Raw genomic sequence first — 19,272 nt, 5'->3', positions numbered from 1 at the left:
AATGGATTACAGCTTCAGACGGGGCGGGGCAGTGCCTTGCTTGAAGCTTGTAGCTTACAGCTGCTCCTAGCGTTTGAGCGACGCCGAAAGGTGCGGCTGGATCGCGGTCAGGACGGCCTTGAAGCACTTGGTGTTGCCGGCGACGATCTGGCCTTTCTCGAGGAATTCGTGGCCGCCGCTGAAGTCGCTGACCAGGCCGCCCGCTTCCTGGATCAGCAGGGCGCCGGCTGCCATGTCCCACTCGGACAGGCCGAATTCCCAGAAGGCATCGAAGCGGCCGGCGGCGACATAGGCCAGATCCAGGCTGGCGGCGCCGGCGCGGCGTACGCCGGCGGTCTGGCCGACCAGGCTGCGGAACATGCCCAGGTAGTTCTCCAGGTTGTCCAGCTGGCTGTCGCGGAACGGGAAGCCGGTGCCGAGCAGGGCGCCGTCCAGGCTCTTGCGGGTGCTGACGCGCAGGCGGCGGCCGTTGAGCGCGGCGCCACGACCACGGCTGGCGGTGAATTCTTCCTGGCGCACCGGGTCGATGATCACCGCGTGCTCCAGGCGGCCGCGGTATTTGCAGGCCAGGCTGACGGCGAAGTGCGGTACGCCGCGCACGAAGTTGGTGGTGCCGTCGAGCGGATCGATGATCCACTGGTAATCATTGCCGTCGCCGCTGCCTTCGATCAGGCCGCCTTCCTCGCCGAGGAAGCTGTGGGTCGGGTAGGCCTTGCGCAGCGCCTGGATGATCAGTTGCTCGGCAGAGCGGTCGATCTCGGTGACGTAGTCCTTGGCGTCTTTTTCATCCACCGAGATGACGTCCAGGCGTTCGATTGAGCGGAAGATCATTTCACCGGCGCTACGGGCTGCGCGCAGAGCGATATTCAGCATGGGCTGCATGGATGTTCACCTGGGTCGTAATAAAGCCGGCCATTCTAGCAGAAAAGCGCATCGTTTGAAGTGTCGCCTGTGTCTTGCATCAGGGCAATCGCGCTATGGCGTTAGGGCATGGCCCGCACTCGATGAAAAGCGCTGGAGGCTGGAAAGCCGGACGAGAAACCGCTGTTTCGCGTCGTGCTCGAGCCGCTTTTCGTTCAGCCTCCAGCTTTCCAGCGCTGTTTTCGGCTCGGGCTCCTGCTTCGCTCTACCTCCTGCATCCATGCAGTCGCCGGCTCTTCGAGCGCATAGTGCGGTGGCCCTGTGTCTTGCATGGCATAAGGCGGGGGGCTTCTGTAAGATTTGTCACCTCATTTATCCGTCGTGAGCGTTTCCGTTGCTGCAGAGCATTCGTGTGGTTCTGGTCAACACCAGCCATCCCGGCAATATCGGCGGGGCGGCCCGGGCCATGAAGAACATGGGGCTGTCGCGCCTGGTGTTGGTCGATCCCCAGGACTTCCCCAGTAGCGAGGCGGTGGCGCGGGCCTCGGGGGCGACCGATGTGCTCGAGGGCGCCGAGGTCGTCGCGACCCTGGAACAGGCGCTGGTCGGTTGCGCGCTGGTGTTCGGCACCAGTGCCCGCGAGCGGCGCATTCCCTGGCCGCTGCTCGACCCCCGCGAATGCGGCCTGGCGGCGACGCGCAAGGCCGCCGAGGGGGGCGAGGTGGCGCTGGTGTTCGGCCGCGAGTATGCCGGGCTGACCAACGAGGAGCTGCAGCGTTGCCACTTCCATGTGCATATCCCATCCGACCCGCAGTTCAGCTCGTTGAACCTGGCCGCGGCGGTTCAGGTGCTGACCTACGAAGTGCGCATGGCGGCGCTGGCGGCCGAGGGCTTGCCGAGCAAGACGCCGAAGCAGGAAGGTATCGCGGCCGAGGATGCGCAGCCGGTGACGGCCGACGAGCTGGAATCCTTCTACGGCCATCTGGAACGCTCGCTGGTGGAGATCGGCTTTCTCGACCCGGACAGCCCGCGGCACCTGATGAGCCGCCTGCGCCGCCTGTACGGGCGCAGTGCGATCAGCAAGCTGGAAATGAATATCTTGCGCGGCATCTTGACCGAAACCATCAAGGCAGCGCGCGGCGAGCACCATAGGCAGGGGAAGAACTGATGTTTGAGCGCATGCGGGAAGATATCCAGGGGGGTTTCCACCGTGATCCGGCGGCGCGCAACGCGTTCGAGGTGGTCACCTGCTACCCGGGGTTGCATGCGGTCTGGCTGCATCGGCTGGCGCATGGGCTGTGGCGCTCGGGCTGGAAGTGGCTGGCGCGGGTGGTGTCGAACTTCAGCCGCTGGATGACCGGTATCGAGATCCATCCGGGAGCGGTCATCGGTCGGCGTTTCTTCATCGATCACGGCATGGGCATCGTCATCGGCGAAACCGCCGAGATCGGCGACGACGTGACGCTGTATCAGGGCGTGACCCTCGGCGGCACCAGCTGGAACAAGGGCAAGCGCCACCCGACCCTGGAAGATGGCGTGGTGGTCGGCGCCGGGGCCAAGGTGCTCGGTCCGTTCACCGTGGGCGCGGGGGCCAAGATCGGTTCCAATGCGGTGGTGACCAAGGCGGTGCCGGCCGGCGCCACGGCGGTGGGGATTCCCGGCAAGATCATCGTCAAGAGCGATGCCGACGATGAGCGCGAGGCCAAGCGTCAGGCCATGGCGGACAAGCTCGGTTTCGATGCCTATGGCGTGGGGCAGGACATGCCGGACCCGGTCGCCCGGGCCATCGCCCAGTTGCTCGACCACCTGCATGCGGTCGATAGCCGTCTGGAGGGGATGTGCGATGCACTTGGCGCGTTGGGTAGCGACTATCGCGCCAAGGAGTTGCCGGCGCTGCGCGACGAGGACTTCGACGGCGTCTGCAAGGGCCAGGACGACAAGCCGGCTGCCTGATGCGCGGCAGGCGCGGCTTTGCTATGCTTTGCGCCCTCCCGGTGGGCTGGCGGCGTCTATACCCGAGTATTTCGATAGGTCTTATAGTTGACTTAAATACTCGGGAATAGGATAATCGCGCTACATTCTGTGATTCCTTGGTAACCCTTCATGCGACTGACTACCAAAGGCCGTTATGCCGTCACCGCCATGCTCGATCTGGCGCTGCATGCGCAGAATGGGCCGGTATCCCTCGCCGATATTTCCGAGCGTCAGGGTATTTCCCTCTCTTACCTCGAGCAACTGTTCGCCAAATTGCGCCGTGGCAGCCTGGTGTCCAGCGTGCGTGGCCCGGGTGGCGGTTATCAGTTGTCGCGCAGCATGCAGGGTATCCAGGTCGCCGAGGTGATCGACGCGGTCAACGAGTCCGTCGACGCCACGCGCTGCCAGGGGCAGGGTGATTGCCATTCCGGCGACATCTGTCTGACCCATCATCTGTGGTGCGACCTGAGCCAGCAGATTCACGAGTTCCTCAGTGGCATCAGCCTGGCCGATCTGGTCACGCGCCGCGAGGTGCAGGAAGTCGCCCAGCGCCAGGATCAGCGCCGCTGCAATGGGCGGGCGACCCAACTGGATAAGATTGAAGCGTCCACCGTCGATTGAGCACGCAAGGCGCCGGCCTGATACCTGATTAGGAGAACCGTTATGAGATTGCCGATTTACCTCGATTACTCTGCGACAACGCCGGTCGATCCGCGCGTTGCGCAGAAAATGATGGATTGCCTGCTGGTTGACGGCAACTTCGGCAATCCGGCGTCGCGTTCCCACGTGTTCGGCTGGAAAGCCGAAGAAGCGGTGGAAAACGCCCGTCGCCAGGTGGCCGAGCTGGTCAACGCCGATCCGCGCGAGATCGTCTGGACGTCCGGCGCCACCGAATCCGACAACCTGGCCATCAAGGGCATTGCCGGCTTCTACGCAAGCAAGGGCAAGCACCTGATCACCTCGAAGATCGAGCACAAGGCGGTGCTGGACACCATGCGCCAGCTCGAGCGCGAAGGCTTCGAAGTCACCTACATCGAGCCCGGCAGCGACGGCCTGATCACCCCGGCCATGGTCGAGGCGGCGCTGCGCGAAGACACCATTCTGGTGTCGATCATGCACGTCAACAACGAAATCGGCACGATCAACGACATCGCCGCCATCGGCGAGCTGGCGCGTTCGCGCGGCGTGTTCTTCCACGTCGATGCCGCCCAGTCCACCGGCAAGGTCGCCATCGACCTGCAGGCGCTGAAGGTCGACCTGATGTCCTTCTCCGCGCACAAGACCTATGGCCCCAAGGGTGTGGGTGCGCTGTACGTACGGCGCAAGCCGCGTGTGCGCCTGGAAGCCCAGACCCACGGTGGCGGCCACGAGCGTGGCATGCGTTCCGGTACCCTGGCGACCCACCAGATCGTCGGCATGGGCGAGGCCTTCCGTATCGCCAAGGAAGAAATGGCCGAAGAGAACCAGAAGATCCTGGCCCTGCGCGACCGTTTCTTCAAGCAGGTCGACGGCCTGGAAGAGCTGTACATCAACGGCAGCATGACCGCCCGCGTGCCGCACAACCTGAACCTGAGCTTCAACTATGTCGAAGGCGAGTCGCTGATCATGGCGCTCAAGGATCTGGCGGTTTCCTCGGGCTCGGCCTGTACCTCAGCCTCGCTGGAGCCGTCCTACGTGCTGCGTGCCCTGGGCCGCAACGACGAGTTGGCGCACAGCTCCATCCGTTTCACCTTCGGTCGCTTCACCACCGAGGAAGAAGTCGACTACGCCGCGCAGAAGGTACGCGAGGCGGTCACCAAGCTGCGCGAACTGTCGCCGCTCTGGGATATGTTCAAAGAAGGTGTCGACATTTCCAAGGTGGAATGGGCAGCACACTAAAAGCTGCCGGTGAGCGGCGCCTGATGAAAGAGGATTGATAACATGGCTTACAGCGAAAAGGTCATCGACCACTACGAGAACCCGCGCAACGTCGGCAAGATGAACGCGGAAGATCCCGATGTCGGCACCGGCATGGTCGGCGCGCCGGCCTGCGGCGACGTGATGCGTCTGCAGATCAAGGTCAACGAGCAGGGCGTGATCGAAGACGCCAAGTTCAAGACCTACGGCTGTGGTTCCGCCATCGCCTCCAGTTCCCTGGCCACCGAGTGGATGAAGGGCAAGACGCTGGATGAGGCGGAGACCATCAAGAACACCCAGCTCGCCGAGGAATTGGCGCTGCCGCCGGTGAAGATCCACTGCTCGGTGCTCGCCGAGGACGCCATCAAGGCGGCCGTGCGCGACTACCGGCAGAAGAAAGGCTTGCTCTAAGGAGGTTCGTCGATGGCAATCAGCATGACTCCGGCTGCCGCCCAGCACATCCGGCGCTCCCTCGACGGGCGCGGCAAGGGCGAGGGCATCCGCCTGGGTGTTCGCACCACCGGCTGCTCGGGTCTGGCCTATGTGCTGGAGTTCGTCGACGAGACTGCCAGCGAGGATCAGGTGTTCGAGAGCCATGGCGTCAAGGTGATCATCGATCCCAAGAGCCTGGTCTATCTCGACGGCACCGAGCTCGATTTCGTCCGGGAAGGGTTGAACGAAGGCTTCAAGTTCAACAACCCCAACGTACGTGGCGAATGTGGCTGCGGCGAAAGCTTCAATATCTGATGAAGAGCGCCGGTCCCTGCCATTTCGCCCTGTTCGAGTTGCAGCCGAGTTTCAACCTGGATCTCGAGCAGTTGGCGACGCGCTACCGCGAGTTGGCCCGCAGCGTACACCCCGATCGTTTCGCCGATGCTTCCGAGCGTGAGCAGCGCCTGGCGCTCGAGCGTTCGGCGAGCCTCAACGAGGCGTACCGCACCCTCAGGAGCGATTCGCAGCGTGCGCGCTACCTGTTGGCGATGCGTGGCCCCGAGTTGCCGCTGGAGGTCACCGTTCAGGACCCCGAGTTCCTGATGCAGCAGATGCAGTGGCGCGAAGAGCTCGAAGAGCTGCAGGACGATGCCGACCTGGCCGGCGTGGCCGCTTTCAAGCGGCGCCTGAAGGTGGCGCAGCAGGCCTTGAACGAACGCTTCGCCGTTTGTTGGGATGATGTCGAGCGCCGAGAAGAGGCCGAACGCCTGATGCGCCGCATGCAGTTTCTCGACAAGCTTTCCCACGAGGTGCGCCAATTGGAAGAGCGCCTCGACGATTAACGCTCGTGCAGCTACCGTGGCTGCGCCTGATATCCAGACAAGCACCGACTAACCATGGCCTTATTGCAGATCGCTGAGCCCGGACAGAGCCCACAGCCACACCAGCGTCGTCTGGCTGTCGGGATCGATCTGGGTACCACCAATTCCCTGGTCGCCGCCGTGCGTAGCGGCCTGAGCGAGCCACTCCCCGATAGCCAGGGGCGCCTGATCCTGCCCTCGGCGGTGCGCTATCACGCCGATCGCGTCGAGGTGGGCGAGGCTGCCCGCCGCGATGCGGCGAGTGATCCGTTCAACAGCATTCTCTCCGTCAAGCGCCTGATGGGCCGCGGCCTGGCCGACGTCAAGCAGTTGGGCGAGCAACTGCCCTATCGTTTCGTCGCGGGCGAGTCGCACATGCCGTTCATCGACACCGTGCAGGGGCTCAAGAGCCCGGTGGAGGTCTCCGCCGACATCCTCCGCGTGCTGCGTGAGCGCGCCGAAGCCTCGCTGGGTGGCGAGCTGGTGGGGGCGGTGATCACCGTGCCGGCCTATTTCGACGATTCGCAGCGCCAGGCGACCAAGGACGCGGCGCGCCTGGCCGGCCTGAATGTGCTGCGCCTGCTCAACGAGCCCACCGCGGCGGCCGTGGCCTATGGCCTCGATCAGAAGGCCGAGGGCGTGGTGGCGATCTACGACCTGGGCGGGGGCACCTTCGATATCTCCATCCTGCGCCTGACCGGCGGCGTCTTCGAGGTGCTCGCCACCGGCGGTGACAGCGCCCTGGGCGGCGACGATTTCGACCATGCCATCGCCGGCTGGATCGTCGAGCAGGCCGGCCTGTCCGCCGATATCGAGCCGGGTGCCCAGCGCAGCCTGCTGCAGACCGCCTGCGCGGCCAAGGAAGCGTTGACCGAGGCCGAATCCGTCGAGGTCCGCTACGGCGACTGGCGTGCGCAGCTGTCCCGTGGCCAGTTCGAGGCGCTGATCGAGCCGTTGCTGGCGCGTAGCCTCAAGGCCTGCCGCCGCGCCGTGCGTGACGCGGGAATCGAGGTCGAGGATGTCGGCGCCGTGGTCATGGTCGGCGGTTCCACGCGCGTGCCGCGGGTGCGCCAGGCCGTCGGCGAGTTGTTCGCCCGGCCGCCGCTGACCGACATCGACCCCGACCAGGTGGTCGCTATCGGCGCGGCGATCCAGGCCGACGCCCTGGCCGGCAACCGCCGCGAGGATGGCGAAGAACTGCTGCTGCTGGACGTGATCCCGCTGTCCCTGGGGCTGGAAACCATGGGCGGGCTGATGGAGAAGGTGATTCCGCGCAATACCACCATCCCGGTGGCGCGGGCGCAGGACTTCACCACCTACAAGGATGGCCAGAGCGCCATGATGATCCATGTGCTGCAGGGCGAGCGCGAGCTGATCAGCGACTGCCGCTCCCTGGCGCGCTTCGAGTTGCGCGGTATTCCGCCAATGGTCGCCGGCGCGGCGAAGATCCGCGTGACCTTCCAGGTCGATGCCGATGGCCTGCTCAGCGTCGCGGCCCGGGAGCTGGCGTCGGGCGTCGAGGCGAGTATCCAGGTCAAGCCTTCCTATGGGCTGACCGATGGGGAGGTCGCGCGCATGCTACAGGACTCCTTCCAGCATGCCGGTGGCGACAAGGCCGCCCGCGTGCTGCGCGAGCAGCAGGTCGACGCGCAGCGTCTGCTCGAAGCGGTGCAGGGCGCCCTGGAGGCCGATGGCGAGCGTCTTCTGGACGCCGACGAGCGCCTGGCGATCGAGTATCAGATGCAAGAATTGCGTGATTTGATAAACGGCACCGATGGTCTGGCCATCGAGCAGCAGACCAAGCGTCTGTCGCAGGTGACCGATGCCTTTGCCGCCCGCCGCCTGGATTCGACGGTAAAAGCCGCGTTGGCCGGGCGCAACCTGAATGAGATCGAGGAATAACTGATGCCTCAGGTAATTTTCCTGCCCCACGAAAAATTCTGCCCGGATGGGCTGGTGGTGGAGGCGGAACCGGGGATTTCCATCCTGGAGCTGGCCCACGAGCACCATATCGAGATGGAAAGCGCCTGCGGCGGTGTGTGCGCCTGCACCACCTGCCACTGCATCGTGCGCGAGGGTTTCGACTCGCTGAACGAGGCCGACGAGCTGGAGGAAGACTACCTGGACAAGGCCTGGGGGCTGGAGGCGCAGTCGCGCCTGGCCTGCCAGGCGATCGTCGGGGAGCAGGACATCACCGTCGAGATTCCGAAGTATTCGCTCAACCACGCGGCCGAAGCGCCGCACTGATTGATCAGGGAGCTGCCGTCATGAGCCTGAAATGGGTTGATGTACTTGAAATTGCCATCCAGCTTGCCGAGAGCAAGCCGGAGGTCGATCCTCGTTACGTGAATTTCGTCGAGTTGCAGCGCTGGGTGCTGGCGCTGCCGGAATTTTCCGACGATCCGCAACGCGGCGGCGAAAAGGTACTCGAAGCCATTCAGGCCGCCTGGATCGAAGAAGTGCAGTGAGGCGCTGAGACGGCCTTGCCAGCCAGGCGGGGCCGCGAAGGGCCGCTGTTATGTTTTTGAATGGAACCCGCGTATAATTCGCGGGTTTAATTTTTGGCTTTAATCATCGTTTCTGGAGTTTCACATGGCTGTTCAACGCACTTTCTCCATCATCAAGCCCGATGCCGTCGCTAAAAACGTCATCGGTGAGATCGTCACCCGCTTCGAGAAGGCCGGCCTGCGCGTCGTCGCTTCGAAAATGCTGCAACTGTCCGAGCGCGAGGCCGCCGGCTTCTACGCCGAGCACAGCGAGCGCGGCTTCTTCAAGGATCTGGTCGCGTTCATGACCTCCGGCCCGGTCATCGTCCAGGTGCTGGAAGGCGAGAACGCCATTGCCCAGAACCGCGAACTGATGGGCGCCACCAACCCGAAGGAAGCCGCCGCCGGCACCATCCGCGCCGACTTCGCCGTGTCCATCGACGAGAACGCCGTGCACGGCTCCGACTCCGAGGCTTCCGCCGCTCGCGAGATCGCCTACTTCTTCTCCGCTACCGAGGTATGCGCCCGCATTCGCTGAGGCGATGCGTGCGAGGGTGAAGCCATGACGACCGACAGCAACGGCAAAATCAACCTGCTGGGCCTGACCCAGCCGGAAATGGAGCAGTTCTTCGACAGCATCGGGGAAAAGCGCTTCCGTGCCGGTCAGGTCATGAAGTGGATTCACCACTTTGGCGTCGATGATTTCGACGCCATGAGCAACGTCGGCAAGGCCTTGCGCGAAAAGCTCAAGGCTTGTGCCTGCATTCGCGGCCCGGAAGTGGTCAGCGAAGATATTTCCACCGATGGCACGCGCAAGTGGGTGGTGCGTGTGGCGTCGGGCAGTTGCGTGGAAACCGTGTACATCCCCCAGGGCGGGCGTGGCACCCTGTGCGTTTCCTCGCAGGCCGGCTGTGCCCTGGACTGCAGTTTCTGCTCCACCGGCAAGCAGGGGTTCAACAGCGATCTGACCGCGGCCGAGATCATCGGCCAGGTGTGGATCGCCAACAAGTCGTTCGGCAGCGTGCCGGCGAAGATCGACCGTGCCGTGACCAACGTGGTGATGATGGGCATGGGCGAGCCCCTGCTCAACTTCGACAACGTGGTCGCCGCCATGAAGATCATGATGGACGACCTCGGCTATGGCATTTCCAAGCGCAAGGTGACCCTGTCCACCTCCGGCGTGGTGCCGATGATCGACAAGCTGGCCGAGGTCATCGACGTGTCCCTGGCGCTGTCGTTGCACGCGCCGAACGACGAGCTGCGCAGCCAGTTGGTGCCGATCAACAAGAAGTACCCGCTGGACATGCTGCTGGCGGCCTGCAAGCGCTATGTGTCGCGCCTCGGCGAGAAACGTGTGCTGACAATCGAGTACACCCTGCTCAAGGACGTGAACGATAGACTCGAGCACGCCGAGCAGATGATCGTGCTGCTGGCGGACGTGCCCTGCAAGATCAACCTGATCCCGTTCAATCCGTTCCCCCATTCGGGGTACGAGCGGCCGAGCAACAATGCGATCCGGCGTTTCCAGGATCTGTTGCACAAGGCCGGGCACAACGTCACCGTGCGTACCACCCGCGGCGAAGACATCGATGCGGCCTGCGGCCAACTGGTCGGGCAGGTGATGGATCGTACCCGTCGCAGCGAGCGCTATATCGCCGTGCGCCAGCTGAGTAGCGAGGCAGAGTCGCCGCGTTCCGCTGCCAATCGTACCTGAGAGGATCTCCATGATTGCGTTGCGTCCTGCGCTGTTCCTGCTAGTCGCCACCTTGCTGGTCGGTTGCGTGTCGACCGGCGACGTCGATCCGATGAAAACGCCGGAGGGCCGCAAGAAGGCCTACGATTCGTTCGTCCAGCTCGGCATCGGCTACCTGCAGCAGGGCGAAACCGGGCGCGCCAAGATTCCACTGAAGAATGCGCTGGATATCAATCCGTCGGGCTCCGATGCCCATGCGGCGCTGGCCCTGGTGTTCCAGCGCGAGATGGAGCCGCAGCTGGCCGACGAGCACTTTCGCAAGTCGCTGTCGGCGAATCCCAAGGATGCTCGCCTGTTGAACAACTACGGCAGTTTCCTGTTCGAACAGAAACGCTACACCGAAGCGCTCGAGCGTTATCGTCAGGCCTCCGAGGACAGCCTCTATCCCGAGCGCGCACGGATCTTCGAAAACCTCGGCATGACCGCGCTGATGCTCAAGCAGCGTGAGCAGGCCAAAGCCTATTTCGAACGTTCGCTGCGGCTGAACAGCCGTCAACCGCGGGCGTTGCTGGAGATGGCGAACATTTCCTACGAAGAGCAACAGTACGTCCCGGCGCGCAGCTATTACCAAGGTTTCAGCGCCGTGTCCGAACAGAATGCCCGCAGCCTGTTGCTGGGCGCGCGTCTGGCCAGGATCTTCGAGGATCGTGACCGGGCCGCCAGCATCGGCCTGCAGTTGAAACGTCTTTATCCCGGTACGCCGGAATATCAGCAATACCTGTCGGAGCAATGATGAAAGCGGCCCAACCCGAAGTTGCAGCAGCTCATCGCGTCAACCCTGGCGAGTCCTTGCGTGTCGCCCGTGAAAGCAAGGGCCTGTCGGTAGCGGAAGTGGCTGCTCAGCTCAATCTGACGCCCATGCGCCTGAGCCAGCTCGAGGCGGGTGAATTCGAGAAGCTGCCGGGCCACACCTTCGCCCGTGGCTATATCCGGGCCTATGCCAAGCTGCTCGGCCTGGAGCAGAGCACCCTGGTGAGCGAGTTCGACCAGTTCACCGGCAGCGATGCGGCTGGCAGCAGCGTGCATGCCCTGGGCCGGATCGAGGAGCCGGTGCGCTATTCGCAGGGCATCCTGCGTCTGGTCAGCTTCCTGCTGCTGTTGGCCCTGGGGGGCGCCTGCTTCTACTGGTGGCAGGAGCAGGGTGGCTGGCAGCTCGACGATTTCAGCAGCAGCGGCATCGGCCATGTGGAAGTCGATGGCGCCGACGGCACCACCCAGATCCATCCCCTCGACGAGCCGGAAGATCAGGCCGTCGCCGAGGCCCAGAACGGTACCGAGCTGCCCCTGCCGAGCCTGCCGGCCGACGAGGCGGCACAGGCCGAAGGCGCCGAGCCCGAAGCCACCGCCGGTGAACTGCTCGAGCAGAATCCGCCAGCCGCTGGCGCTGCTGCGCCCGCCAACCCGGCCCAGGCTCCGGCCGCGGCGGAAACACCCGCTGCGCCGGCTGCCAGTGCGCCTGCAGCACCCGCGGCAACCCCGCCTGCAGCGCCCGCGGTCGCCGGCGAAGGGCTGGTCAGCATCAGGTTCACGGCCGATTGCTGGATCCAGATCACCGATGCCACGGGCAAGATCGTTTCCAGTGGCCTGAAGCGTTCCGGCGACAGCCTCGATGTACGCGCCAGGGCGCCGCTGGAGCTGCGTCTCGGCTTCGCCCGCGGGGCCCAGGTTTCCTATAACGGCAACGCCGTGGACGTGACCCCGTTCATTTCCGGCGAAACCGCACGTTTGCAGTTGGGTGGGCAGTAATATGCACGGTGAATCGCCGATCAAGCGTCGGCCGTCACGCAAGATCTGGGTCGGCTCGGTGCCGGTGGGTGGCGATGCGCCCATCGCCGTGCAGAGTATGACCAATACCGATACCAACGATGTCGCCGCCACGGTCGAGCAGATCCGTCGCCTCGAAATGGCCGGTGCCGATATCGTCCGGGTTTCCGTGCCCGACATGGACGCCGCCGAAGCCTTCGGCAGGATCAGGCAACAGGTCAACCTGCCGCTGGTGGCCGACATCCACTTCGATTATCAGATCGCCCTGCGCGTTGCCGAGCTGGGTGTCGATTGCCTGCGCATCAACCCCGGCAACATCGGTCGTGAAGACCGGGTCAGGGCGGTGGTCGAAGCCGCCCGCGACAAGGGCATCCCGATCCGTATCGGGGTCAATGCCGGTTCGCTGGAGAAGGATCTGCAGAAGAAATACGGCGAGCCGACGCCCGAGGCGCTGGTCGAGTCGGCCCTGCGCCATGTCGAGCACCTGGATCGCCTGAACTTCCCGGACTTCAAGGTCAGCGTCAAGGCCTCCGACGTGTTCATGGCCGTCGAGGCCTACCGATTGCTGGCCAAGCAGATCGAACAACCGTTGCACCTGGGCATCACCGAAGCGGGCGGCCTGCGCTCCGGTACGGTAAAGTCCTCCGTCGGCCTGGGCATGCTGCTGGCCGACGGTATCGGCGACACCATCCGCATCTCCCTGGCCGCCGACCCGGTGGAGGAGATCAAGGTCGGCTTCGATATCCTCAAGTCGCTGCGTCTGCGCTCGCGGGGCATCAACTTCATCGCCTGTCCGAGCTGTTCGCGGCAGAACTTCGACGTGGTCAAGACCATGAACGAGCTGGAGACCCGGGTCGAGGACCTGCTGGTGCCGATGGACGTCGCGGTGATCGGTTGCGTGGTCAACGGGCCGGGCGAAGCCAAGGAGGCCCATATCGGCCTCACCGGCGGCACGCCGAACAACCTGATCTACATCGACGGCAAGCCGGCGCAGAAAATGAACAACGAAAACCTGGTGGATCAGCTGGAAAAGCTGATCCGCGAGAAAGCCGCCGAGAAGGTCGCCGCCGATGCGGCGGTGATCGTGCGCGGCTGATGCGTATCTAAGGAATCGAATTGAGCAAGTCCCTGCAAGCCATTCGTGGCATGAACGATATCCTGCCGGAGCAGACCCCGGCCTGGCGTTACCTGGAAACCACCCTGGCGCGCTTGCTCGATGGCTACGGTTATCAGGAAATCCGCCTGCCGATCCTCGAGTTCACCGAACTGTTCGCCCGGGGCATCGGCGAGGGTACCGACGTGGTCGACAAGGAGATGTACACCTTCCTCGACCGCAACAACGAATCCCTGACCCTGCGCCCCGAAGGCACCGCCGGCTGCGTGCGCGCCGTGCTAGAGCACGGCATGAGCGGCGGCGGCCAGGTGCAGAAGCTGTGGTACGCCGGCCCCATGTTCCGCTACGAGAAGCCGCAGAAGGGCCGCTACCGGCAGTTCCATCAGATCGGCGTGGAGGTCTTCAACCTGCCCGGGCCGGACATCGATGCCGAGCTGATCACCCTGACCTGGCGCCTGTGGAAGCAGCTCGGCCTCAGCGATGCGGTGACCCTGCAGCTCAACAGCCTGGGCTCCAGCGAGGCGCGCGCGGTCTATCGCGATGCCCTGGTGGACTATCTGCAGGCGCGTTTCGATCAGCTCGACGAGGACAGCCAGCGCCGTCTGACCACCAATCCGCTGCGTATCCTCGACAGCAAGGTGGCCAGCACCCAGGCGCTGCTCGCCGATGCGCCGACCCTGCACGACTACCTCGACGAGGCGTCGCGCGTGCACTTCGAGGGGCTCAAGGCGCGTCTGGACGCCGTGGGCATCGCCTACCAGATCAATCCCAAGCTGGTGCGTGGCCTGGATTACTACGGACGTACCGTATTCGAATGGGTCACCGACAAGCTCGGCGCCCAGGGCACCGTGTGCGCCGGCGGCCGTTACGACGGCCTGATCACCCAGTTCGGCGGCAAGCCGACCCCGGGTGTCGGTTTCGCCATGGGCGTCGAGCGTCTGGTGCTGCTGCTGGAAACCCTGCAGCGGGTGCCGGCCGAGTTGAATCGCCCGGCCGATGCCTTCATCTGCGCATTCGGCGAGCCGGCCGAGCTGGCGGCCCTGGCCCTGGCCGAGGAACTGCGCGAGGCGCTGCCCGGGTTGCGCCTGCTGGTCAACGCCGGTGGCGGCAGTTTCAAGAGCCAGTTCAAGAAGGCCGACAAGAGCGGCGCCCGGTATGCGCTGATTCTGGGTGAGGACGAACTGGCCAGGCGCGTGGTAGGTTGCAAGCCTTTGCGCGACGACAGCGAACAACAAAGCATTGCCTGGTCGGCTCTTGCCGACCACCTGGCGTCCTGCACCAAGCAGGCTCAAGCGATTTAGCGATTAAGGAGTATTGGGGTGGTTTCGCGTACCGATGATGATGAACTGGCCGTATTCAAGGACTGGTGGCAGCGCAACGGCAAGCCGTTGCTGGCCGGCGGCGCCCTGGCGCTGATCGTGGTGCTGGGTTGGCAGGGCTGGCAGAAGCACCAGGCCAATCAGGCCCAGGGCGCCTCCATGCTCTACCAGCAGTTGCTGGAAAGCGCGCTGACTCCGAGCGGCCAGCCGGATGCGGCCAAGGTCGCAGCGCTGGCCGGTCAGCTCAAGAGCGATTTCGGCGGCACCCAGTACGCCCAGTACGGCAGTCTGTTCGTCGCCAAGGTGGCGGTGGAATCGGGCAAGCTCGAGGATGCCGCCAGCGAACTGCGCAGCGTCCTCGACAAGCCGGCCAACGAAACCCTCGGCGAGCTGGCGCGTCAGCGTCTGGCCCGGGTGCTCTCGGCCCAGGACAAGGCCGATGAGGCGCTGAAGCTGCTCGAAGGCGATGCCGACCAGGCTTATCTGGCCAGCCGCGAAGAACTCAAGGGCGACCTGCTGGTGAAGCTGGGCCGCACCGATGACGCCCATGCCGCCTACCTGAAGGCCAAGGGCGCGCTTGCCGAAGAGGCTGCCGTGGGCGGTCTGCAAATGAAGATCGACGATCTGGCCAAAGGGGATGCATGACGTGATGCGCTGGAAGAACGCCGCACTGCTGGCCCTGGCCGTACTGGTCGTGGGTTGCAGCAGCAACAGCAAGAAGGAACTGCCGCCCGCCGAGCTGCCCGACTTCAAGGCAGAAGTGCAACTGCAGAAAGAGTGGAGCCGTTCGATCGGCGAGGGGCAGGGCGAGACCTACAACATTCTCGAACCGGCCGTCGATGGCGAGCAGATCTACGCGGCGGACGTCGAGGGCCTGATCATGTCGATCGAGCGCACGACCGGCAAAGTGACCTGGAAGAAGGATCTCGACGTGCCGGTATCCGGCGCGGTGGGCGCCGGTTACGGCATGGTCGTGCTCGGCACCCTCAAGGGCGACGTGATCGCCCTGGACGCCTCCACCGGCGAAGAAAGATGGCGTGCCAAGGCCACCAGCGAAGTGCTGTCGGCCCCGGCGATCAACGGCGACACCGTGCTGGTGCAGACCCAGGACGATACCCTGATCGCCCTGGACGCCTACAACGGCGAGCGGCGCTGGATCTTCGAAAACACGCCGGCGGTACTGACCCTGCGCGGCACCGGCAGCCCGGTGCTGACCAACCAGTTGGCCATCGCCGGCCTGTCCAGCGGCAAGGTCATCGCCCTCGACGTCCAGCGCGGCATCCCGGTGTGGGAGCAGCGCGTCGCCATTCCCCAGGGCCGTTCCGAGTTGGATCGCATCGTCGATATCGATGGCGGTCTGCTGTTGTCCGGTGGCCAGCTGTACGTGGTGACCTACCAGGGCCGTGTCGCCGCGCTGGATCTGGAGAGCGGCCGTGTGCTGTGGCAGCGCGAGGCTTCCAGCTCCATGGGCGTGGCCCAGGGCTTCGGCAACGTCTACGTCACCCTGGCCAGCGGCACCGTGGAAAGCATCGACGAGCGCTCGGCTTCGGCGCTGTGGACCAACGACGCCCTGGCCCGCCGCCAGCTGTCCGCTCCGCAGGTGTTCTCCAGCTATGTGGCCTTTGGCGATTTCGAGGGCTATCTGCACCTGATCAGTCAGGTCGACGGTCGCTTCGTCGGTCGTATCCGGATCGACAGCGACGGCCTGCGTGCCCGTCCGCTGGTGGTCGGTGACTGGCTGTACGCCTTCGGCAACGGCGGCAAGCTGGTGGCCCTGACCATCAAGTGAGCCCGCGACCGGGTTGCATGGCCTGGCCATGCAACCCGGTCGGAACGTGCGTGAATTGCGGCCGCTGCCTGTGCAGCGGCTTTTGTATTTTTTGAAATAACGAAGTGGAGAGCCGAATGGTTCCCGTAATTGCCCTGGTGGGCCGGCCGAACGTCGGTAAATCCACCCTGTTCAACCGCCTGACCCGAACCCGCGACGCGATCGTCGGCGACCTTTCGGGTCTGACCCGCGACCGCCAGTACGGCGAGGCCAAGTGGCAGGGGCGCACCTACATCGTGATCGACACCGGCGGTATTTCCGGTGACGAGGAGGGCATCGACGCGAAGATGGCCGAGCAGTCCCTGCAGGCCATCGAGGAAGCCGATGCCGTGCTGTTCCTGGTGGATGCCCGTGCCGGGCTGTCCGCTTCCGACCAGATGATCGGCGAGCACCTGCGCAAGCGCAACAAGCGCAGCTTCCTGGTGGTCAACAAGGTCGACAACCTCGACCCGGATCTGGCCCGCGCCGAGTTCGCCCCGCTGGGCATGGGCGAAGCCCTGGCCATCGCCGGCGCCCACGGGCGTGGCATCACCCAGATGCTCGAAGCCGCCCTGGGCGAGTTTCCCAAGGATGCCGGCGAGCTGGCCGACGGCGAAGAGCCCGAAGAGGTCGCCGAAGGCGAGGAAGCCAAGCGCATTCCCGGCCCGAGCGAGAAGGACGGCATCAAGCTGGCGATCATCGGCCGTCCCAACGTCGGCAAGTCGACCCTGGTCAACCGCATGCTCGGCGAGGACCGGGTCATCGTCTACGACCAGGCCGGCACCACCCGCGACAGCATCTACATCCCCTTCGAGCGGGATGACGAGAAGTACACCCTGATCGATACCGCCGGCGTGCGCCGGCGTGGCAAGATCTTCGAGGCGGTCGAGAAGTTCTCGGTGGTCAAGACGCTGCAGGCGATCCAGGATTCCAACGTCGTGGTGTTCGTCATGGACGCCCGCGAGGGCGTGGTCGATCACGACCTCAACCTGCTCGGTTTCGTGCTCGAGAGCGGTCGTGCCCTGGTCATCGCCCTCAACAAGTGGGACGGCATGGAGCCCAGCGAGCGCGACTACGTGAAGACCGAGTTGCAACGCCGGCTGTTCTTCGTCGATTTCGCCGATATCCATTTCATTTCGGCGCTGCACGGCACCGGCGTCGGCCATCTGTACAAGTCGGTGCAGGCCTCGTTCCAGTCGGCCATTACCCGCTGGCCGACCAGCCGCCTGACGCAGATCCTCGAGGACGCGGTGCGCGAGCACCAGCCGCCCCTGGTCAACGGACGCCGCATCAAGCTGCGCTATGCCCACCTGGGCGGCGCCAACCCGCCGCTGATCGTGATCCACGGCAACCAGGTCGATGCCGTCCCGCGGGCCTACTCGCGCTACCTGGAAAACACCTACCGGCGCGTGCTCAAACTGGTCGGCACGCCGATCCGCATCGAGTACAAGGGCGGCGAAAACCCCTACGAGGACAAGAAGAACACCCTGACCGACCGCCAGGTGAACAAGAAGCGCCGGCTGATGAGCCACCACAAGAAAGCCGAGAAGAAGCGCAAGGACAAGAAACGGTAAAGCCGATAGGAGCGCTGGAAGGCTGAAGGCTGGACGAGGTGCAGGCCGCCAGCTAGCTTTTCGTTCAGCCTCAAGCCTTCCGGCGCTTTTATCGGCTTTAACCCTGTCGTCCATCAGGAGCACGTCATGCTCGCCAGCAAGCTGCCCAACGTCGGCACCACCATCTTCACCACCATGTCCCAGCTCGCCACCGATGTCGGCGCGATCAACCTGTCCCAGGGGTTTCCCGATTTCGACGGGCCGCAGGCCCTGCGTGAGGCCGTCGCGCGGCATGTGCTGGAAGGGCGCAACCAGTATTCGCCGATGACCGGGCTGCCGAGCCTGCGCCAGCAGGTGGCGGCCAAGCTGGCGCGCAGCTACGGCGTGCAGCGCGATGCCGATAGCGAGATCACCATCACCCCCGGCGCCACCGAGGCGATCTTCTGCGCGGTGCAGGCGCTGATCCACCCGGGTGACGAGGCCATCGTCCTCGACCCCTGCTACGACAGTTACGAGCCTTCTGTGGAACTGGCCGGTGGCCGCTGTATACACGTGCCGCTGGCGCTGCCGGATTTCGCCGTGGACTGGCAGCGCCTGAGCGACGCCATCGGCCCGCGCACCCGGCTGATCTTCCTCAACTCGCCGCACAACCCCAGCGGCGCGCTGCTGACTCGCGCCGACCTGGACAGGCTGGCCGAGCTGATCCGTGGCCGCGACATCCATGTGATCAGCGACGAGGTCTACGAGCACCTGATCTACGACGGTGTCCAGCATGCCAGCTTGCTGGCCCACGAGGAGCTTTACCAGCGGGCCTTCGTGGTCAGCTCGTTCGGCAAGACCTATCACGTCACCGGCTGGAAGACCGGCTACGTGGTGGCGCCGCCTGCGCTGTCCGCCGAACTGCGCAAGATCCACCAGTACGTGAATTTCTGCGGCGTGATGCCGTTGCAGCATGGTCTGGCCGAGTTCATGGCGGCCCATCCCGGGCATGTCGAAGAGCTGCCTGCCTTCTACCAGGCCAAGCGCGACCTGTTCTGCGACCTGCTGGCCGCTTCGCGCTTCGCCTTCACCCGGTCGCCGGGCACCTACTTCCAGTTGGTCGACTATTCGGCGATTCGCCCGGATCTGGACGATGTGGCGATGGCCCAGTGGTTGACCCGGGAGCATGGCGTGGCGGCGATCCCGGTGTCGGTGTTCTGCCAGGCACCTGATCCGGCGCAGCGTCTGGTGCGCTTCTGTTTCGCCAAGCGTGAAGAGACTCTGCGCCAGGCAGCGGAAAAACTACGGCAGATATAAGTGCGCCGTAATCCTTGCAGGGAAGACGAACTGTAGATACTCTGTTAGTGGTCAAGCGTTTTTCAGGTGTTCATTGCTGAATAGCTCGGATGAATCGAAAGGCACACCGAGCTTCAGGCAAGCCCAGACGCCAGTCAGGTATTTACGCATGACTGCA

The 19,272-nt window shown here is 64.3% G+C and carries 21 protein-coding genes; 20 read left to right on the top strand and 1 reads right to left on the bottom strand.

What is annotated here, in order from left to right:
* Positions 1-66: 66 nt before the first annotated feature.
* Positions 67-882, bottom strand: coding sequence for a type III secretion system regulator SuhB (suhB, locus tag DNK34_RS11785; RefSeq protein ID WP_131175087.1), 816 nt, complete (start codon positions 880-882; stop codon positions 67-69).
* A 373-nt stretch (positions 883-1,255) separates the two neighbouring features.
* Between suhB and trmJ the strand changes: the two genes are divergently transcribed.
* From trmJ to DNK34_RS11685, 20 genes are all read left to right on the top strand, one after another.
* On the top strand, positions 1,256-2,029 hold the full coding sequence (gene trmJ / locus DNK34_RS11780) for a tRNA (cytosine(32)/uridine(32)-2'-O)-methyltransferase TrmJ (RefSeq protein WP_131175086.1): 774 nt from the start codon (positions 1,256-1,258) through the stop codon (positions 2,027-2,029).
* On the top strand, positions 2,029-2,814 hold the full coding sequence (cysE, locus tag DNK34_RS11775) for a serine O-acetyltransferase (RefSeq protein ID WP_131175085.1): 786 nt from the start codon (positions 2,029-2,031) through the stop codon (positions 2,812-2,814). The genes trmJ and cysE overlap by 1 nt, the downstream gene beginning before the upstream one ends.
* A gap of 150 nt (positions 2,815-2,964) precedes the next feature.
* Positions 2,965-3,456, top strand: a complete 492-nt coding sequence (iscR, locus tag DNK34_RS11770) for a Fe-S cluster assembly transcriptional regulator IscR (protein WP_131175084.1) — start codon at positions 2,965-2,967, stop codon at positions 3,454-3,456.
* Positions 3,457-3,498: 42 nt separating this feature from the next.
* Positions 3,499-4,713: an IscS subfamily cysteine desulfurase gene (locus DNK34_RS11765; protein ID WP_131175083.1), complete on the top strand. Its 1,215-nt coding sequence runs from the start codon at positions 3,499-3,501 to the stop codon at positions 4,711-4,713.
* Between the two features lie 42 nt (positions 4,714-4,755).
* Positions 4,756-5,142 carry a Fe-S cluster assembly scaffold IscU gene (gene iscU / locus DNK34_RS11760; protein ID WP_131175082.1) on the top strand — a complete coding sequence of 129 codons (387 nt, stop codon included), beginning with the start codon at positions 4,756-4,758 and terminating at the stop codon, positions 5,140-5,142.
* Positions 5,143-5,154: 12 nt separating this feature from the next.
* Positions 5,155-5,478 carry an iron-sulfur cluster assembly protein IscA gene (gene iscA, locus DNK34_RS11755; protein ID WP_131175081.1) on the top strand — a complete coding sequence of 108 codons (324 nt, stop codon included), beginning with the start codon at positions 5,155-5,157 and terminating at the stop codon, positions 5,476-5,478.
* Positions 5,478-6,005 (top strand): co-chaperone HscB, encoded by a 528-nt coding sequence (gene hscB / locus DNK34_RS11750; protein ID WP_131175080.1) that lies wholly within the window; start codon positions 5,478-5,480, stop codon positions 6,003-6,005. The genes iscA and hscB overlap by 1 nt, the downstream gene beginning before the upstream one ends.
* 54 nt (positions 6,006-6,059) lie before the next feature.
* The gene (gene hscA / locus DNK34_RS11745) at positions 6,060-7,925 is read left to right on the top strand and encodes a Fe-S protein assembly chaperone HscA (protein WP_131175079.1); all 1,866 of its coding nucleotides are present in this window, start codon (positions 6,060-6,062) and stop codon (positions 7,923-7,925) included.
* 3 nt (positions 7,926-7,928) lie between these two features.
* A complete protein-coding gene (fdx, locus tag DNK34_RS11740; RefSeq protein ID WP_131175078.1) occupies positions 7,929-8,270 on the top strand; it encodes an ISC system 2Fe-2S type ferredoxin in 342 nt (113 codons plus the stop codon).
* 20 nt (positions 8,271-8,290) lie between these two features.
* Positions 8,291-8,491 carry a Fe-S cluster assembly protein IscX gene (iscX, locus tag DNK34_RS11735; RefSeq protein WP_131175077.1) on the top strand — a complete coding sequence of 67 codons (201 nt, stop codon included), beginning with the start codon at positions 8,291-8,293 and terminating at the stop codon, positions 8,489-8,491.
* 124 nt (positions 8,492-8,615) lie between these two features.
* Positions 8,616-9,047 carry a nucleoside-diphosphate kinase gene (gene ndk, locus DNK34_RS11730; RefSeq protein WP_131175076.1) on the top strand — a complete coding sequence of 144 codons (432 nt, stop codon included), beginning with the start codon at positions 8,616-8,618 and terminating at the stop codon, positions 9,045-9,047.
* Positions 9,048-9,071: 24 nt separating this feature from the next.
* The gene (gene rlmN / locus DNK34_RS11725) at positions 9,072-10,223 is read left to right on the top strand and encodes a dual-specificity RNA methyltransferase RlmN (protein ID WP_131175075.1); all 1,152 of its coding nucleotides are present in this window, start codon (positions 9,072-9,074) and stop codon (positions 10,221-10,223) included.
* A gap of 13 nt (positions 10,224-10,236) precedes the next feature.
* The gene (pilW, locus tag DNK34_RS11720; protein WP_131175221.1) at positions 10,237-10,995 is read left to right on the top strand and encodes a type IV pilus biogenesis/stability protein PilW; all 759 of its coding nucleotides are present in this window, start codon (positions 10,237-10,239) and stop codon (positions 10,993-10,995) included.
* Positions 10,995-12,008 (top strand): RodZ domain-containing protein, encoded by a 1,014-nt coding sequence (locus DNK34_RS11715; RefSeq protein ID WP_131175074.1) that lies wholly within the window; start codon positions 10,995-10,997, stop codon positions 12,006-12,008. Before pilW ends, DNK34_RS11715 begins: the two co-directional genes overlap by 1 nt.
* 1 nt (position 12,009) lies before the next feature.
* A complete protein-coding gene (ispG, locus tag DNK34_RS11710; protein WP_131175073.1) occupies positions 12,010-13,122 on the top strand; it encodes a flavodoxin-dependent (E)-4-hydroxy-3-methylbut-2-enyl-diphosphate synthase in 1,113 nt (370 codons plus the stop codon).
* A 20-nt stretch (positions 13,123-13,142) separates the two neighbouring features.
* Positions 13,143-14,441, top strand: coding sequence for a histidine--tRNA ligase (hisS, locus tag DNK34_RS11705; RefSeq protein ID WP_131175072.1), 1,299 nt, complete (start codon positions 13,143-13,145; stop codon positions 14,439-14,441).
* Between the two features lie 18 nt (positions 14,442-14,459).
* A complete protein-coding gene (locus DNK34_RS11700; RefSeq protein WP_131175071.1) occupies positions 14,460-15,104 on the top strand; it encodes a tetratricopeptide repeat protein in 645 nt (214 codons plus the stop codon).
* Positions 15,097-16,248 carry an outer membrane protein assembly factor BamB gene (gene bamB / locus DNK34_RS11695; protein WP_131175070.1) on the top strand — a complete coding sequence of 384 codons (1,152 nt, stop codon included), beginning with the start codon at positions 15,097-15,099 and terminating at the stop codon, positions 16,246-16,248. The genes DNK34_RS11700 and bamB overlap by 8 nt, the downstream gene beginning before the upstream one ends.
* A 116-nt stretch (positions 16,249-16,364) precedes the next feature.
* Complete coding sequence (gene der / locus DNK34_RS11690; RefSeq protein WP_131175069.1) at positions 16,365-17,840, top strand: ribosome biogenesis GTPase Der; 1,476 nt, start codon at positions 16,365-16,367, stop codon at positions 17,838-17,840.
* Between the two features lie 126 nt (positions 17,841-17,966).
* Entirely contained in the window at positions 17,967-19,115 is a 1,149-nt protein-coding gene (locus DNK34_RS11685) for a pyridoxal phosphate-dependent aminotransferase (RefSeq protein WP_131175068.1), read from the top strand.
* Positions 19,116-19,272 lie beyond the last annotated feature (157 nt).

The sequence above is a fragment of the Phytopseudomonas dryadis genome, assembly GCF_004327355.1.
Classification (GTDB): Bacteria; Pseudomonadota; Gammaproteobacteria; order Pseudomonadales; family Pseudomonadaceae; genus Aquipseudomonas; species Aquipseudomonas dryadis.
The sequence above is the reverse complement of the archived record's forward strand: the minus strand, read 5'-3'. Positions and strand labels throughout refer to the sequence as shown.

Coding starts and splice junctions, on each gene's coding strand:
- bamB (WP_131175070.1), top strand. CDS start 15,097: ATGCATGACGTGATGCGCTGGAAGAACGCCGCACTGCTGGCCCTGGCC.
- DNK34_RS11765 (WP_131175083.1), top strand. CDS start 3,499: ATGAGATTGCCGATTTACCTCGATTACTCTGCGACAACGCCGGTCGAT.
- iscR (WP_131175084.1), top strand. CDS start 2,965: ATGCGACTGACTACCAAAGGCCGTTATGCCGTCACCGCCATGCTCGAT.
- suhB (WP_131175087.1), bottom strand. CDS start 882: ATGCAGCCCATGCTGAATATCGCTCTGCGCGCAGCCCGTAGCGCCGGT.
- cysE (WP_131175085.1), top strand. CDS start 2,029: ATGTTTGAGCGCATGCGGGAAGATATCCAGGGGGGTTTCCACCGTGAT.
- ispG (WP_131175073.1), top strand. CDS start 12,010: ATGCACGGTGAATCGCCGATCAAGCGTCGGCCGTCACGCAAGATCTGG.
- hscB (WP_131175080.1), top strand. CDS start 5,478: ATGAAGAGCGCCGGTCCCTGCCATTTCGCCCTGTTCGAGTTGCAGCCG.
- ndk (WP_131175076.1), top strand. CDS start 8,616: ATGGCTGTTCAACGCACTTTCTCCATCATCAAGCCCGATGCCGTCGCT.
- der (WP_131175069.1), top strand. CDS start 16,365: ATGGTTCCCGTAATTGCCCTGGTGGGCCGGCCGAACGTCGGTAAATCC.
- rlmN (WP_131175075.1), top strand. CDS start 9,072: ATGACGACCGACAGCAACGGCAAAATCAACCTGCTGGGCCTGACCCAG.
- DNK34_RS11685 (WP_131175068.1), top strand. CDS start 17,967: ATGCTCGCCAGCAAGCTGCCCAACGTCGGCACCACCATCTTCACCACC.
- hscA (WP_131175079.1), top strand. CDS start 6,060: ATGGCCTTATTGCAGATCGCTGAGCCCGGACAGAGCCCACAGCCACAC.
- DNK34_RS11715 (WP_131175074.1), top strand. CDS start 10,995: ATGAAAGCGGCCCAACCCGAAGTTGCAGCAGCTCATCGCGTCAACCCT.
- fdx (WP_131175078.1), top strand. CDS start 7,929: ATGCCTCAGGTAATTTTCCTGCCCCACGAAAAATTCTGCCCGGATGGG.
- iscU (WP_131175082.1), top strand. CDS start 4,756: ATGGCTTACAGCGAAAAGGTCATCGACCACTACGAGAACCCGCGCAAC.
- iscX (WP_131175077.1), top strand. CDS start 8,291: ATGAGCCTGAAATGGGTTGATGTACTTGAAATTGCCATCCAGCTTGCC.
- iscA (WP_131175081.1), top strand. CDS start 5,155: ATGGCAATCAGCATGACTCCGGCTGCCGCCCAGCACATCCGGCGCTCC.